This window comes from Romboutsia sp. LXY-2 (assembly GCF_056171995.1).
In genome coordinates, this window is record NZ_JBKFGI010000001.1 from 878,845 (window position 1) to 896,147 (window position 17,303).

Below are 17,303 nucleotides of genomic sequence, written 5' to 3' on the forward strand. Positions count from 1 at the left end.
AAACGTTACACCCTTTGCAAAAACTTTAAATCAAAAAAAGAGCGAACAATTTATGTCCACTCTTCTATATTCATATGTATATATCAGAAAATTCTATTCTCATTTTATTTAAATCACTTAAGTACTCAGGCACTTTAGTTACACTACTTTTTTGACTATTAGTTAACATGTCTGGTAGTGTAATAATAAACTCACTGCCTTCTCCATATACACTATTTACACTAATGGTTCCATTATGCATTTCTACTAACGATTTTACTAATGATAAGCCGATACCGCTACCTTGTTTTTCTTGCTTAAACTTATTTTTTACTTGCTCATATCTTTCAAATATACATTCTAATTTTCCCTCAGGTATTCCTACGCCACTATCTTTTATACTTATTTTTATATCGTCTTTACAGCTCATATTAACTTCAATTTTCCCATTTGGCTTGTTAAATTTTATAGCATTAGATAATAAATTTAAAATTATTCTTTCCATGTTATCAGGATCAAAACTTATTATTTTTTCTTCTTCATCAGTATCAAATATTATTTCTAAATCATTGGTATTTACAAATGGTGAAATAGACATACAAATATCCTCAACATATCTTACTATGTCATTATTTTCCGGATTATAGTCAAAACATCCTGCATCTAATTTTGTAGTATCTATTAAATTATTTACTAACTTTAATAATCGTCTTCCATTTTGAGATATTATATTTAAATAGTTAGTAAAATACTCAAGAGTTTCTAAATCTAGTTTATCCATTCTTAAATGCAGAACTTGAAGAGCACTTAAAATTAAATTTATTGGCGTTCTCAGCTCATGAGATAAATTAGCAATAAAATCCATTTTCAAATTTTCTACTTCATTTTCCATACTTTTATGTTCTGTAATATCACTTAAAATACCTATTTTTTTAATTACTTTTTTATTTTCATCTAGTACAGATACGAATCTAGACCATATCCATTTATCATCCTGCCCTTCCTTACTAAGTTTTAAATTTGATACATAAGTTTCATCACTCTCAAATGGAGTTGGCTCTTTTTCAAATTCAATATTATCCCAATAGTCATACCATTTATTAATATCTTTATATAACTCATCAGGTTTAAATCCGTAAACCTTTTCAAACGCTGGATTTATATAATGAGCCTTTTCCTCATCTTGTATAATAATAACATCTTTTATGTTATTAGCTATTTCCAAAAATCTTTCTTCTGTTTCTTCTAGTTTTTTTCTTAATTTAACATTTTCACTAACATCTATTCCAATACCTATAGTTCCTAAAGTAAAAGTCTCATCTTCACTCATATATGGCCATTTGAACACTTCATAATATCCATCTTCATTTAATGGATTCGCAAGATAGTCTTCATATCTAAACATTTTATTTTCTCTTATAACTTGCTCATCCTGCTCTTTTGTAAATTTAGCTCTAGCTTCATCTACTATATCAAAATATGTTTTTCCTATTACCTCGTCATAAGTCTTATTTAATGACTCTAAATATTTTTGATTTACGTCTATAACTCTACCATCTCTATCTTTAATCCATGCTACAAAAGGCGAGTTTTTAAGAACAGATGATAGCTTGTCATGTTGTTTACTAATCCTATTTAACCTAAGATGAAACTCATTTTGTTTATCGCTATATATATCTATATTTAAGTGTTCACCTATAGTTTCTACGTATGCTTCCACAGTATGCTTTTTGTTTTTTATGGCACTTTTAAACATATTATTCCAAGCTATTTTTTCTTTTTCATCTCTTGGAGTTCTGATAAAACTTTTAAAATCAAAATTTTTATTTTTTACAAAGCTTTTTTTATATGCTTTATTATATCCCATTATTTCTATAGATTCATAGTCGCCAAGTTTATCATCTATAAGCTTTATATGAATATGCGGAATGGGACTATCTTCTATCATATTCTTATATATACTATCTAACATTTTTCCTCCCCCAAAGAAACTGCTATTTATAATCAATTGAAGTAATATTTTTCTTTTTATATATGTTATTTCTTACTTTTGCTACTATATCTGCTAATTACTAAGTCCGCCCCATAAATTACCAATATAATTATAACATAAGCTTATTTGTCATATTAACTGACCGCCTCAAAGAATGCTTGTTAATATATATTCATTTATTCTATGCCATACTCCTTTATATTTTAATGCAATTTTTATTTTATCATCTATAAATAATTTAAATTAAAAAGCTATTCACTTAAATAACTACCTCGTCTAACACCAGTTTATATCGCAAAAATAAAAAACATTGCATGGGCAATGTTTTTTATTCTATATATTTAAGCCAATCCAAATAATCTAAATATCGTAGTTGTCATGAAGCACACACCTATTCCAATAACCGTAGGCAAGATAAAACCAACTGCAGTCCACTTTTTGCTACCAGTTTCTTTCTTAATAGTCATTAAGGTAGTAGCACAAGGCCAGTGCAGTAAACTAAACAACATAACATTTAAAGCAGTAAGATATGTCCATCCATTATCCCTAAGAACTTGACCAAGCTCAACAAAATTATCAAGCTCTATCATAGAACCAGTAGCCAAATAAGACATTAATAAAATTGGAATTACTATTTCATTTGCAGGCAACCCAAGTATAAATGCCATTAAAATAAATCCATCTAGACCTATTATCCTTGCAAATGGATCTAATATTCCTGCCACATATGCCAATATACTAACATCGCCTATATAAATATTTGCAAAAATCCATATAATAACCCCTGCTGGTGCTGCAACTATTACTGCCCTATACAAAACAAACATAGTTCTATCTATTATTGATGAATACAAAACTCTACCAAACTTCGGAGTTCTATATGGTGGTAATTCTAAAGTAAAAGTAGATGGTACACCTTTTAATAAAGTTTTAGAGAGCAAATATGATGCTAATAGAGTTATTATTATACCTACTACTATTGTTAAAGTAATACATAATGCTGTAACAAAGTTAGCTGAAGTTGATGAACTAATTGTTGATGAAAAGAAAATTGTTGCCACTGCTATTAAAGTTGGAAATCTTCCATTGCATGGAACAAAATTATTAGTAAGAATAGCAACCAGTCTTTCCCTAGGTGAATCAATTATTCTACATCCTATAACTCCTGCTGCATTGCACCCAAATCCCATACACATAGTCAAACATTGTTTACCATGACAACACGCTTTTTTAAACAAATGGTCTAGGTTAAATGCAACTCTTGGCAAGTAGCCCAAGTCTTCAAGCAATGTAAAAAGTGGGAAAAATATTGCCATAGGTGGAAGCATTACTGATACAACCCAAGCAAGAGATCTATACATACCATAAGTTAGCATTTCACAGATCCATAAAGGTGCATGTATAGACTGTAAAAAACTAAACATGTGAGGCTCAAAGGAGAATAAAATACTTGATAAAAGTTGAGATGGATAGTTTGCCCCTTGTATAGTAATCCATAATATTACACCTAGACATAACAACATTAAAGGCATACCAAAGGTCTTTGAAGTTATTATTCTATCTATCCTTTCATCTCTCTTAAATCTGTTGCTATCTTGAATTTTTACACATTCATTATATAGTTTTTTTGCATATTCATAGCTAATATTACTTATTGTGTCTCTAATATTTATCTTGTCTATATCCTTAGGTAATTTAGATTTTATTTCTTCAATCGACTCTCTATAATCTCCTTCTATATAAGAGTCCATAGAATCATATATGCGATTGTCACCATCTATCAATCTCATACCTAGCCATCTTGATTTGATGTAAGGTATGGCATTTTTTAAGTCCTCTTCTATAAGACTTAAATTCTCTTCTATTTCATTGTTGTAAGTTATTATTTTATTGTTATAAGAATATTTTTTACTAACAACATTATCTAATGTATCTAAAAGTTCATTTATTCCTATATTATTTCTTGCTGCTGTTAGTACCACTGGAATCCCTAATTCTTTTTCTAGAACATCTTTATCTATATAAATTCCTTTTTTCTTTGCTTCGTCTATTAAATTAACACACAATATTACTTCATCAGTAAGCTCCATAACCTGAAAAACTAGATTCAAATTTCGCTCTAAAGAAGTTGCATCTGCTACTACAATTACTGCATCTGGTTTTCCAAAGCATACAAAATCCCTTGCAACAATCTCTTCTTGAGATGCAGCAAATAATGAATAAGTACCTGGTAAATCTATTAAAGCATATTCTTTATTGTTATAATCAAAATCTCCCCTTGCACTACAAACAGTCTTTCCAGGCCAATTTCCAGTATGCTGTCTAAGACCTGTTAAAGTATTAAATACTGTACTTTTACCTGTATTTGGATTACCACAAAGTGCTATAACATATTGATTGTCCTTTCTTTCAATATGAAAAATATCACTCATAGCCTTTATTTTAGTTGAATCATGTGTTAACCCCATATTCTTCCCCCCTACCTGATTATACTTAGATGTGTGATACTATTATTTTTTCCCCTTCTTCTTTTCTTAAAGCTATCATTGTACCTCTAATATTGTATAAAGTTAAGTTATCCTTAGCCCCACGTCTTATTACATCAATAGTTGCTCCCTTTGTAAGTCCTAAAGCTAACATTCTTTCTCTTATATATCCATCAGATAAAAGCTCCTCTACTTTTACAGTAGTTCCCATTTTAATATTTACTAATTTTTCCAAAGTCCTGCCTCCTAAGATGATATTTAAGTTAGCTTTAACTAACTTTTTATAATAAATAATATGATAGTAAGCATATATTTGTTACATAAGACTAACAATTTTTTGGAGGAAATAATATGAGGCAATATCACACTTTTGGTGAATATATAAAATTACATGAATTATCACCCAGCGAAGAAGATTATATAGAAATGATTTATAGGCTACAGCTTACCAACGATGGTGTAAAAGTTGTAGAACTTGCCAGTTCTTTAAATGTATCAAAACCTTCTGTAAGCAAGATGGTTAAAAGACTTCAAACTAAAGACTTACTTGTACACGAGCACTACGGCGATATTAGATTAAACGACAAAGGAGAAAAAATAGGTCAGTCTTTACTTGATAGACACAATACTGTAGAAGAATTTTTTAGAATTATTGGTGTAACTAACAATCTGCATGATGAAACAGAAAAAATAGAGCATACACTAAGTTATGAAACTTTAGGATGCATAATGACCTTTGTTAATTTTTTTAAAGAACATGATGATGTACTAGATAAATATAATAGCTATATTTCTGAAAATATTAATTGTAATAAAAAATAAGGACATAAAAGTCCTTATTTTTATTCTTCTATAAAATTACAAATTAGTAACTACCTTAGATATATTTACAAAATATTTCTGTTAATTGCTATTTTTATCTTTAAGTTAAAAATAAAGAACATAAATATTGTTTTTTATCAGATAATATTTATAATTATATAACTTAAGGAGTCTAATATGTTAAGCAGATTTGAATTTATAAAAGGAAAAGTTAAAGAATACATAAAGTTTAATATAGTTGGTTTTGCTAACTTTTTAGTTTCTCAAGGAATATATTTAGCTCTACACTTAATATTTAAATTAAACTATGTAATAGCCTACACGATTACTAGTGTTTTTAGCTCTATAGCGTCATATTTTCTAAACTCAAGATTTACTTTTAAAGAAAAAAAATACACAAAAACTAAGTTTTCTTTATCTGTTTTAATTTATATATTTGCATACGTACTTAATATGGGGATAATAATATTCTTTGTTAACATACTTCATTTTAACAGTGTAATATCACCAATATTAGCACCTGCTATCTCAACACCTATAGTATTTTTCATGATGAGAAAAGTTATAAAACACAAGAAAAAATAAAAAAACATTGCCAATAGACAATGTTTTTTTTATTTTTACATATTATTTAAAATTTCCTTCATTTCCTTTATCTCTTTGCTTTGAGATTTGATTATATTATTAGCCAAATTAGTTACGTCTTCATTATCAGTGAATTTCAAAATAATTTCAGACATAGCAACAGCCATCTCATGATGCTTTATCATTTCAGTAGCAAAAGCTTTATCAACACTATCTATATTACTAATATCATTGTTTTTCATTTCACCACTGTTCATGTCGTTCTTCATACTGTTATCAAGCATATCATCATATTCTTTTAAATACTCTTGTTCTTTTTGTTTATCTATTTTTAGATTTGACTCCATATTTTTAATCATATCTTTCATTTGATTTATTTGTTCGATCTGGCTAGTTATAATATTTTCAGCTATTTTTTTTAATTCTAGATTTTGACCACCGTATTTAAGCAAGCTTTTAGACATTTCAACTGCAGCCTGATGATGCGGGATCATACCATATAAATAATCAATTCCTGCATCACCTGTATGTACTATATTTTTCATGCCTTCCATTTCTTTATCCATTTCTGATTTTTGCTCTTCTAAGTACTTTTTAAGATTGTCTTCTGCATAGGCAATGTTACTTTTTTGATTAAATTCCACGAAAGTAAATCCACAAACTAATATTAAAGTAATACAAATCATTAACCTTTTCTTCATATTTATCCTCCTATTATCATTATTAGTCTGTGTTATTTTTCCCTAAATTACTTTATTTAATCTCTAACCGGTAAACTTACAATAAACTCACTCCCTTGGTTTACCTTGCTTTTAACTTCTATTTTCCCATTGTGTAAATCAACTATTGATTTTACAATAGTCAGCCCCACACCAATACCTCCAGTATTCTTACTTCTAGACTCATCCACTCTATAAAATCTTTCAAAAATATGACTCAGATTTTCTTTTGGTATACCTATACCCTCATCTTTAAAATGTATTTTAATATTATTTTTTTCTCTATATGCTCTCACTAATATGTTCGAACCATCCTTTGTGTATCTTATGGCATTAGATAACAAGTTGACTATAACTTGAGATATTTTGTCTTTATCTAAATAAACATCTACACTTTCTAAATCAAATATTATATTAATATTTTTTTCTAATGCTCTTCCTTGATTATTATAAACAATATTCTTAATTAAACTTTCTATATTAAATTCACTCAAATTAAGCTTACTTTTTTCACTATCAAACCTAGCCAAATTGCTTAATTGATTTACTAAACTAGTAAGTCTTATTACCTCTTCATTTACACTAGTCAATCTTTCTATATTGGGTTCCCATATACCATCTATCATTGCTTCAAGATGTGTTTGTACACTTGTAAGAGGTGTTCTAAGCTCATGAGAAATATCCGTAGTTAATCTTTTTCGTAGATTTTCTTGTTCATTTAATTTATATGCCAAATCATTGATAGACCTAATAAGAGTATCGATCTCGAAAATATTACTTTTGTAATCTAACTGAGAGTTATATCCCCCCTCACCCATTACATTTGCCATATTTGATACAACTTCTATAGGTTTTGATATTTTGCTGGCAATCACTATTGCTATGACTATCGTTATTACAGTCATCACAATACCTAACCCTAAAATAACCTTATTTATCTCTCTTAAAAAAACTACATCTTCATCCATGTAATAAAGAGATCCATATGTCCCCACTTTAATGCTACCTATATTTTTGTTATTTGAACTTAAAAGATCAAAAGTACGCTCTACATATTTACCAGACCAATTCGGAGTCAGATTATTCATGTTACTTTCAATACTTCCCTTAACCACATGACATCTATCTTTGTTATAATCTGTAGCTCCCCAAACCAAATTATTCTCTGTATCATATAAATCTATGAAAATTCCGTTTTCTATTGCATCTCTTCCTATTTTTTCAATACTTTTAACATTCCAGTTACCGTTGTTATACTCATCTTCTATTACATCAATTATACTAGAAACTTCTTTTTCATTATTCTTTATAATATATTGCTCGAACTTCTTTTCAAAGACACTATTTATAGATACTCCTATTAACACTATTGCTAAAATTATTACCGAAACTAAAGCTAAAATTAATCTAGTATTAAGCCTTAGCTTCTTTGATTTATAATCCAAATTTATAACCTATCCCATATACAGTTTGAATTATTTTTGGCTTTTTAGTATCTATCTCTATTTTTTGTCTAAGATTTTTCACATGAGCATCTATAATTCTATCCAATTTCTCAAAGTGTTCTTCTATTGTTAATTCTAATAAATGCTCTCTATCAAATACTTGATTTGGATTTTTTGCCATAAGCAAAAGTATTTTATATTCTGTATTAGTTAGCATCACTAACTCACCACGAATCTTTACCTCATGAGATGACATATTTATTTCTACCTCATCCTTAAACTTTAATATATCCTTATTTTGTGAGTCCATTTTTCTAAATACAGCCTTAACTCTTAATACCAATTCTTTAACATTAAACGGCTTACATACATAATCATCACATCCTACATTAAATCCATCTATTTTGTCGCTATCCCCTATCTTTGCAGTTAACATTATTATATGAACCATTGAAGTTTGCCTCATTTTTTCACAAATTTCTTCTCCACTTATATCGGGTAACATTCTATCTAGTATTACTAAATCAAAATTATTATTATAAAAATATTCAATAGCTTTATTTCCATCATTAGCTACAGTACAGTTATATCCTTCCTTATCTAAATATGCCTTTATTACCTGTGTTATCTTTTCTTCATCATCTACTATTAAAATATTAAACACTTCTGATTCTCCTATTCTAATGTTTGTATGTTTATTATACTTTATTTTCTAAAAATATATTTTATTTATTAACTATAACTATTCCATAAGGTCAAAAATTCAAAAATAACTTATATGTAAAAATAGACCTAATGTATCATTAAGAATTAGGTCCTATTGCACTAAACAAATATTAATTTATATTATCATAATTTCCTGAAGATACGTTTGCACAACATTCATTAGGATAATTATTATGGTGTCTATAATAATTATCATTAGATGTATTATATTGATCTGTATTTTGATTATTTGGATAATTACCATCTAATGTTTCAAACTGATTATTATGATAAGTATAACTATTTTGATTTACATTTGATGCTGCTGGAGCTAGATTATTACCAAATGAATTAGCATATACTTCCTTTTCGTTTGCGAATGTTTTCATCCCCAAACCTACTGCTGTTCCGCCTATTACTAGCCCTAGTGCTAACATTCCTATTAATGACTTTTTCATATAAACACTTCCTTCTTAATATTATTTTCGAGACAATTATAAATAAAGATTATGAATAAAATATGAATGCCTTAATTAATTATAGAAATATAAAAGGAGCCTTAAAAGACTCCTTTTATATTTCTGTTAATATGTTAGGGTTTCATACCAACAAAATTTAATCAATTGATACATTAGGGTTTTATATCAATTTGGGTTTAATTATCTTATCGCACTTACTATTATAATCTTTAAATGTGAAGAAGTTGTGAAGTTATATACTTAATTTAATTTAATAATATATTAAACTTTTTAAATGTATAATCCTATAACTCTAATCTATATCCATATCTGTAGATGGTCTCGACCTTAAGATTTGGCATCTTCTTTCTAAGCCTTCTCATAAGATCATCAACCACCCTATCACTACCAAAATAATCTCTCTCCCAAATATTATTTAGTATCTCATCTCTGGTAAAGGGTCTACCAACATTTCTATACATTAAGCATAAAAGCATATACTCTCTATTTGATAAATCTAACAATACACCTTTATCGTATACCTTATGAGTCTTAAAATCAACTTCATAATCGCCTATTTTGGCACTCTCGTCAGGTTGATAGCATCTATCTAGTATCCTCTTCGCTCTAAGCACTAGCTCCTTAGGAGAAAAAGGCTTAGTTATATAATCATCTGCTCCTTTTTCAAGTCCAAGTATTTTATCAAAATCTTGATCTCTTGCTGAAATTAAAATAATAGGTTTCTTATTGTTAATCCTCTTTATCTCATCCATTAATTCAAATCCACTCTTACCAGGAAGCATTATATCTATAATCCATAAATGAATATCATCATCTAGATTTTCTAAAACCTCCTCTACGCTACCATATGAAAATATCATATAATTTTCCTTTTCAAGATAGCTTTTCATAATATCATTTAAATTTTTTTCATCTTCAACTAACCCAATTTTAGCCCTCATAATAACTTCCTTTCTATAATAATAGCTATATAAAGCTAACTATTAATGACAACTAAATCCAGATCCAGGTATAAAAGGCATATTCTCATTACTTTTTATACTACTTGGTACATAAGACTCAACATCACCATCGACTACAGTAATTGTATTTCTTATCATTCCCATCCAACATGAATAAGTAAATGTTCCCGCTTCATCAGGATAAAACTCTACAATATTTTTTCCTTCTTGAAGCTGTCCACCTATATTAAACTTTGGTATATTTATCGCATAATTACAGCTTGTTAAAGTACCTGGCTCAACATTAAAAATCAATTTTACAGGCATATCTTTTTGAACAACTATATCTCCATAACTTCTAGATTTTACAGTGGTATTAACCACCTGATAACCATCTTCTATTACAGCTTGAGCATAATCATTATTCACTTTCCCAAAGCTTGTATTAATTCCTAATGTTGATAACCCATTTAACATCATACTTACACCAAGTAAAATTACTAAATATCCACCCATTCTAAAAACTAATTTTTTAAATGAAATTGATAACTTAGTAATAAACATACCTAAACCTAACATTAAAGGCACTGTCCCCAAACTAAATGCAAACATTGCAATAGCTCCATCTATAAAACTTCCTGTACTTAAAGCATAAATCTGCATTAATTGTAATGGCCCACAAGGCATAAGTCCATTAACTAATCCAAGTACAAAAGGACCTTTATCATCACCTAACTTATTTCTTAATTTAGATAATTTAACATTAATCTTTTCCATAAAACTAAATCCAGAAAAAGATATTAATCCTGCATTATTTAATCCCATTACTATCATAAATAAGCCTAAAATAATAGGAACTACTGAGAAAAATCCGTTATTTAAAGTTATTCCAGAACCAATTAAACCTACTATACCTCCCAGTAAGGTATAAGAAATTATTCTTCCTAGATTGTAGCTAATGTTTCTTTTTACGTTATTATTATCACCAATAACTTGTGACAGAGCAATACCTCCACACATAGAAACACAATGGAACGAAGTAGTCACTCCAACAATAAATAACATAATCACACTTAAGTTACTTCCTGTAGTTAATATACTTGAAAAGTCAGGTACAATCCTATTTACTAATAGAAAAATTATTATAGCTACACTTAATTGTAAAATTACCTTTTTCTTATCTTGGTTAATCATTCTATCTATATTTTTATCTTTTCTTTTATCTTTATTTGCATCTTTATCTTCTACTTTATCTCCTAATTCATATCCTAATTCTTCTAAAATCCTTTTTATTTCAGATAAACTAATTACATTAGAATCAAAATCCAATTTTAAAGTCCTAGTTTTTATGTCAACATCTATAGTGTATATTCCATCTCTTTTTCCAATAGATTTCTCTATAATGTTCTTACAATTACTACACGTTATCCCACTTACTTTATAAGTCTTAATCATAATTCCTCCCATTACTTTTTTAACTTAATTCTAGCAAAGCAATTTGTAATAATTACAAAGTAATTATGGGACAATTATGTGATTTTTAATATTATATAATCTTTCTACTCTTATTTTATTAGCATTATCTACTCTTACTTCATCCATATTTTATAGTTTTTTCAATATCTATCTAATTAAAAGATTTCTATTCTTACTTAAATATTTTAAATGATACGCCAAAGTCTTCTTCATTATTGAAATCAACCTCATAACCGTAAAGCTTCACAGTCTTTTTAACAATAGAAAGGCCAAGTCCTGTCACTCCACCTTTACCAACTTCAAAAGGATTAAAAATACTTCCATATATACTTTCTTCAATATGAGGACCATCATTATATATTAAAAGTTCACCATCTTTAACAGTAACTATTATCTTGCTCTTAGCATATCTTTTTGAGTTGTCTATTAGATTTTCTATTACTACTCTCCACTTTTCTTTATCTCCTATAAAAATAGAGTCATCGACCTCTACCATCATTAATATAGAATTTTCCACATCATTCATATATTCTACAACTTCTTTTACCAAATCTCCTATAGCAAACTTATCATATTCTTCACTTTGACCTTTTATATAATCTAATCTATTAAGATACAATAAACCCTGAACCTTCTTTTCTAGTCTTTCCGCTTGATTATAAATTACATGAGCAGTTTCCTCTATACTTCCATAAGGATATACTCCATCAATTATGCCTTCTGCATAGTTTTTTATAACTGCTAAAGGAGTTTTTAAATCATGAGAAATATTATGAATCATATCTTGCTTTACTTTTTCATTTTCATAAAGCTTTCTTCTCATAGTCTCCAATGACTTCATTAATTCCTCAATTTCTAATGTATAATCATCTACTTCGATTGATTTCTCCAAGTGACCTTCTCCTATATAGTCCAACTTATTTTGAATATCCTTTAAATTATTTATTAACCTTTTATTCCATTTATAAAATATATAAAATATTATAGTCATTGTAACTGCTGCAATTACTAATATATTCATAAATAATTGATGAGAAATCACCTGACTACTATAGTCTATCTTATAAGATATCAAAACATCTTTAGGATAGGATTTATTAATAACATAATAAATCACATCATCTCCTTGAACATATTTATTCTTAGAAACTATACCACTTTTTTCTACCTTATCTTCTACTTCCTCAAAAAAATCTTTATACATTAACTTTTGATGAAGTAATTCTTTATTTTTCTCAAGGTCTATACTCTTAATAAAGTCACTATATAAAAGATGATATACATCATGACCTTCTTTATTTTGCTCTTTCCCCATCAATAAATTTTCTTGAGATTCATAAATATCCCTAAGCAATTTATTTTCTATAAAGTACTTACTTGTAGTAGGCATAACTATTGCAAATGCAATTATACTTCCTACAATTAATGCAACAATAGTTAAGAACAATTGAAAGTTTAATCTCTTAATTTTTTTCATATAACAACCTACTTTACTAAATCTATTTAAAATAGCACAATAAACATTTTATAGATAATTACTTACATTATTAATTATCTACAAAATGTTTATTTGCACCATTGCTTATTTTTATATTATAGTTTATACTTTTCTCATTTCATCACTTATACTTACTTTTGATTAATAACTTACACTTATTTTAATTTCTTAACTCACATTTTATTTTACTATATTTCCCAATTCATTACTATTATATTTGCTAGTGCTATAAATATTATTCTTTTATAGCCTCTTCTTTTTTACAACAACTGCTTCCCTTTTCACCACTTAACAATCCAAACACCATTAATCCCATGATTATTGGGCAAATCAGTGACGATATCATTGTAACAATTGAAGCAGATCTGAAACTTATTCCAAGTAATGGTAGTACAAAGACTGCAATAATAGGAAGTAGACAGCATATGCCCATCATTCCAATGTATTTAAGTGGTCTCTTTAATTTGGATTTTTTATTTTCTTTCATTTTCATAATAGCCCTCCATATTTTTCATTAATTATTAAATATACCTTCAATATATATCTTCATATTTTTATAATTCTATATATCAAAAATAACCTCTAAACATATATGTTTCTCTACACTGTCATTGTACTAAGAAACTTTGGAATAAATATAACGTAATTTCAGAATAAATATGTGATTTTCAAATATACCCCAAAATAAAAGAACTACCTCTTATAGGTAGTCCTTATTTGGGGGTATATTTCATGATAACTTATTTATCCTTGATAGCTTATTAAATTCATTTAACTTAATGATTTTTATCTTGCTTCTGTTGTATATCTAGATTCTTGACTATAATTTCCTCTCATGTACTCTCCACATTGTTTATGCATATTATAGTAATAATCATCTCTAGAGTTATAATTTTCTACATTATCTCTATCTTCTACATTATTATTTTTCGGTAAGTAATAGTCATCTTCATAATCCATCTTATCCATATATTGTGGATTTTCTGTACTATTGTTATTTTGAGAAATTACATTTACTGGTGCATTGCTAAAATCATATCCTACCTCTTTATTATCGGCAAATGCTGTGTATCCTAAAGAACTTACTATTACCCCTAGACCTAATATTCCTAATACTTTGTTTTTCATAATAAACCTCCTTATACTACCTTTAATATATTTACCATCTTTAAATTGTTATTTTATTCCAAGTAACTTGGGCTTAAATACATTATAAAATACAATTATGAGATGACTATGTGTAATTTATGGGATAATTATGTTATTTACGGAGTCATATATCCAATCCCCTCCTTATTTTTCTTCAGTTATACTAACTACGAAATATCTATCTCCTAATAAATTAACTATTTCATAATTATCTAAAGTACTATCTAATAATACATAAGATTCTTCTAAATTAACTTCCACAGATTTAACTTCTTTTAAATCTTCAAACATACCTCTTACTCTAGCTACACAGTGCCCACAATTCATTCCTGTTATTATTATTTTTTTCATTTTATTAATCACCTTTTATCGTCACTATATTTTATCGATTATTTTTATTTATTACTTATAAGGTTTAAATCTCTTTAATCTAAGTGCATTACTTATTACTGATACAGAACTTAAACTCATCGCAGCTGCTGCAAACATTGGATTCAATAATGATCCTCCAAAGATGTATAACACACCTGCTGCTATTGGAATTCCTATTGTATTGTAAGCAAATGCCCAAAATAGATTTTGCTTAATATTTTTCATTGTTTCTTTACTTAATTTTATAGCCGTTGGAACATCCATTAAGTCACTTTTCATTAGTACTATATCTGCAGATTCCATAGCTACATCTGTACCACTACCTATTGCTATACCAATATTTGCCTGAGCTAAAGCTGGAGCATCATTTATACCATCTCCTACCATGGCTACAAACTTACCTTGTTCTTGAAGTTCCTTAACTTCATTTGACTTATCTTGAGGTAAAACTTCAGCTAAGACTATATCTATTCCAACTTCTTTAGCTATTGCCTCTGCTGTTTTCTTATTATCACCAGTAACCATAGCTACCTTTATTCCCATAGAATGTAACTTTTCTATAGCTCTTTTACTACTTTCTTTAACCACGTCAGCCACAGCTATTATACCTGCTAACTCATTTTCTATAGCTATATACATAGGTGTTTTACCTTGTGATGCTAATTCATCAGACTTGTTCTTTAACTTTCCTAAGCTTATATTTCTATCATCCATAAGCTTCTTATTTCCAAGTAATACATTTTTATTATCTATACTTACTTCTATACCATGACCAGGTATAGCCTTAAACTCATCAACTTTTAAATATTTAACTTTCTTTTCTTCACCAAATCTTACTATAGCTTCACCTAGTGGATGCTCTGATCCTTTTTCTGCACTTGTTGCTATAGTTAATAAATAATCTTTATCTACATTTTTAGTCACTATAATATCTGTAACTTGAGGTTTACCTTCTGTTATAGTACCTGTCTTATCAAAAATTATAGTATCTATTTTGTGAGCTAACTCTAAAGCTTCCCCACCTTTTATTAAAATACCATTTTCTGCACCTTTACCTGTGCCTACCATTATTGCTGTAGGTGTAGCAAGACCTAATGCACAAGGACAAGCTATTACAAGCACTGATATAAATATTGTAAGAACAAACTCTAAATCCTTACTTCCAACTACAAACCAAAGTAATGCTGACACTAAAGATATTACAATAACCGCTGGTACAAAATATCCAGATACAGTATCTGCTAACTTAGCTATAGGCGCTTTATTTCCTTGAGCATCTTCAACTAACTTTATTATTTGAGAAAGTACAGTATCTGCACCTATTTTCTCTGCTCTAAACTTAATACTTCCATTTTTATTAATACTTGCTCCTGTCACCTTATCTCCAACATTTTTCTCAACAGGTATACTTTCACCAGTAAGCATAGATTCATCAACTGAAGTATGACCTTCAACTACTATACCATCTACAGGTATCTTGCTACCTGGTTTAACAACTATTATATCTCCCACTTCAACTTCATCTATTGGAGTTTCTATTTCTTTTCCATTATTTATTACTATTGCTGTCTTAGGTTGAAGACCCATAAGCTTCTTAATTGCTTCACTTGTTTTACCCTTAGATCTTGACTCTAAATATTTCCCAAGTAATATAAGCGCGATTATTATACCTGCACTTTCATAATATAATTGGTAGTGTCCATGGCCCATCAGCATATCTGTAGTAGCCATTTTGATTGTTGTATAAACACTATATAAAAATGCTGCTAACGTACCTATTGCAACTAACGAATCCATATTTGGACTTTTATTAATCAGTGCTTTAAATCCATTTGTATAAAACTTACTCCCAGCTATCATTACTGGTGTTACTAATGCTAACTGTATTAATGCATAGTTTAATGGGTTAGCTATTGGGTCTATAACATTTTGGACTGGCCATGGACCAAAAGGCTTAGAAATCATAGGTCCCATAGCTATATAAAATAATGGCAATGAGAACCCTATCGCCACTATAAACTTTGTAAATAATGACTTCATTTCTTTTTCTTTTCTTATTTTATCTTCATCTACATTTGAATCTTTACTTTCATTTTTTTCTAATACTTTATATCCTGCTTTTTCTATTGTATTTCTTATTTGAGTTAACTTAATTTTTGTAGCATCATAGCTTATTGTTGCTTTTTCAGTAGCTACATTAACGCTAACCATATCTATACCATCTAGCTTATTAACTACTCTTTCTATTGCTTTTGCACAAGAGGCACATGTCATACCTCCTATTTTAAAATCTATCTTACTATGACTTATATCTTCTAGTAAGTTGTAACCTGCTTTTTTAACTGCACTTTCTAAATCCTTAAATTGTACCTTACATTCATCAAACTCTATTGTTATTTTTTCTGTAGCCATATTTACACTTTGGCTGGTTACTCCATCGATTTTTTTAACAGCTCTTTCAGCTGCCTTACCACAAGATGAACATGTCATTCCTGTTACTTTATAACTTCTTTTTACCGTACTACTCATTTTGCTTCTCCTTTCAGTTTTTTATAAAAACTCTTTATATTTTTATAAAGCTTTGTATTTTTTCAGCCGCTTATTTTTGTTTTCAATATACCCCCTACGGGTATATTACGAATTTAATTATACTC

At 28.4% G+C, this 17,303-nt stretch carries 16 protein-coding genes; 2 read left to right on the forward strand and 14 right to left on the reverse strand.

Annotation, left to right across the window (positions count from 1 at the left end):
• Window positions 1–70: 70 nt before the first annotated feature.
• From ACI48P_RS04300 to ACI48P_RS04310, 3 genes are all read right to left on the reverse strand, one after another.
• Window positions 71–1,951, reverse strand: coding sequence for a sensor histidine kinase (locus tag ACI48P_RS04300; protein ID WP_475213802.1), 1,881 nt, complete (start codon window positions 1,949–1,951; stop codon window positions 71–73).
• Between the two features lie 362 nt (window positions 1,952–2,313).
• Window positions 2,314–4,440 (reverse strand): ferrous iron transport protein B, encoded by a 2,127-nt coding sequence (gene feoB / locus ACI48P_RS04305; RefSeq protein ID WP_475213804.1) that lies wholly within the window; start codon window positions 4,438–4,440, stop codon window positions 2,314–2,316.
• A gap of 25 nt (window positions 4,441–4,465) precedes the next feature.
• Window positions 4,466–4,693, reverse strand: coding sequence for a FeoA family protein (locus ACI48P_RS04310; RefSeq protein WP_475213806.1), 228 nt, complete (start codon window positions 4,691–4,693; stop codon window positions 4,466–4,468).
• A gap of 116 nt (window positions 4,694–4,809) precedes the next feature.
• On the opposite strand from ACI48P_RS04310, the gene ACI48P_RS04315 reads away from it, so the two are divergent.
• Both ACI48P_RS04315 and ACI48P_RS04320 read left to right on the forward strand, forming a co-directional pair.
• Window positions 4,810–5,280, forward strand: a complete 471-nt coding sequence (locus tag ACI48P_RS04315; protein WP_475213808.1) for a metal-dependent transcriptional regulator — start codon at window positions 4,810–4,812, stop codon at window positions 5,278–5,280.
• A gap of 177 nt (window positions 5,281–5,457) precedes the next feature.
• Window positions 5,458–5,865, forward strand: a complete 408-nt coding sequence (locus tag ACI48P_RS04320) for a GtrA family protein (protein ID WP_475213810.1) — start codon at window positions 5,458–5,460, stop codon at window positions 5,863–5,865.
• Between the two features lie 35 nt (window positions 5,866–5,900).
• Here the strand turns inward: ACI48P_RS04320 and ACI48P_RS04325 are convergent, their stop codons facing one another.
• From ACI48P_RS04325 to ACI48P_RS04375, 11 genes are all read right to left on the reverse strand, one after another.
• Window positions 5,901–6,566 carry a DUF305 domain-containing protein gene (locus ACI48P_RS04325; protein WP_475213812.1) on the reverse strand — a complete coding sequence of 222 codons (666 nt, stop codon included), beginning with the start codon at window positions 6,564–6,566 and terminating at the stop codon, window positions 5,901–5,903.
• A gap of 56 nt (window positions 6,567–6,622) precedes the next feature.
• Window positions 6,623–8,029: a sensor histidine kinase gene (locus tag ACI48P_RS04330; RefSeq protein WP_475213814.1), complete on the reverse strand. Its 1,407-nt coding sequence runs from the start codon at window positions 8,027–8,029 to the stop codon at window positions 6,623–6,625.
• Window positions 8,019–8,693 carry a response regulator gene (locus tag ACI48P_RS04335; protein WP_475213815.1) on the reverse strand — a complete coding sequence of 225 codons (675 nt, stop codon included), beginning with the start codon at window positions 8,691–8,693 and terminating at the stop codon, window positions 8,019–8,021. The genes ACI48P_RS04330 and ACI48P_RS04335 overlap by 11 nt, the downstream gene beginning before the upstream one ends.
• Before the next feature lie 172 nt (window positions 8,694–8,865).
• Window positions 8,866–9,192, reverse strand: coding sequence for a hypothetical protein (locus ACI48P_RS04340; protein WP_475213817.1), 327 nt, complete (start codon window positions 9,190–9,192; stop codon window positions 8,866–8,868).
• Window positions 9,193–9,497: 305 nt separating this feature from the next.
• The gene (locus ACI48P_RS04345; protein ID WP_475213819.1) at window positions 9,498–10,154 is read right to left on the reverse strand and encodes a response regulator transcription factor; all 657 of its coding nucleotides are present in this window, start codon (window positions 10,152–10,154) and stop codon (window positions 9,498–9,500) included.
• Window positions 10,155–10,196: 42 nt separating this feature from the next.
• Window positions 10,197–11,609, reverse strand: a complete 1,413-nt coding sequence (locus ACI48P_RS04350; protein ID WP_475213820.1) for an urease accessory protein UreH domain-containing protein — start codon at window positions 11,607–11,609, stop codon at window positions 10,197–10,199.
• A gap of 193 nt (window positions 11,610–11,802) precedes the next feature.
• A complete protein-coding gene (locus tag ACI48P_RS04355) occupies window positions 11,803–13,107 on the reverse strand; it encodes a HAMP domain-containing sensor histidine kinase (RefSeq protein ID WP_475213822.1) in 1,305 nt (434 codons plus the stop codon).
• A gap of 256 nt (window positions 13,108–13,363) precedes the next feature.
• Window positions 13,364–13,621, reverse strand: coding sequence for a hypothetical protein (locus ACI48P_RS04360; RefSeq protein ID WP_475213824.1), 258 nt, complete (start codon window positions 13,619–13,621; stop codon window positions 13,364–13,366).
• Between the two features lie 293 nt (window positions 13,622–13,914).
• Entirely contained in the window at window positions 13,915–14,256 is a 342-nt protein-coding gene (locus tag ACI48P_RS04365; protein WP_475213826.1) for a hypothetical protein, read from the reverse strand.
• 165 nt (window positions 14,257–14,421) lie between these two features.
• Window positions 14,422–14,628, reverse strand: coding sequence for a heavy-metal-associated domain-containing protein (locus tag ACI48P_RS04370; RefSeq protein ID WP_475213828.1), 207 nt, complete (start codon window positions 14,626–14,628; stop codon window positions 14,422–14,424).
• A gap of 51 nt (window positions 14,629–14,679) precedes the next feature.
• Entirely contained in the window at window positions 14,680–17,178 is a 2,499-nt protein-coding gene (locus ACI48P_RS04375; protein WP_475213830.1) for a heavy metal translocating P-type ATPase, read from the reverse strand.
• Window positions 17,179–17,303: the final 125 nt, after the last annotated feature.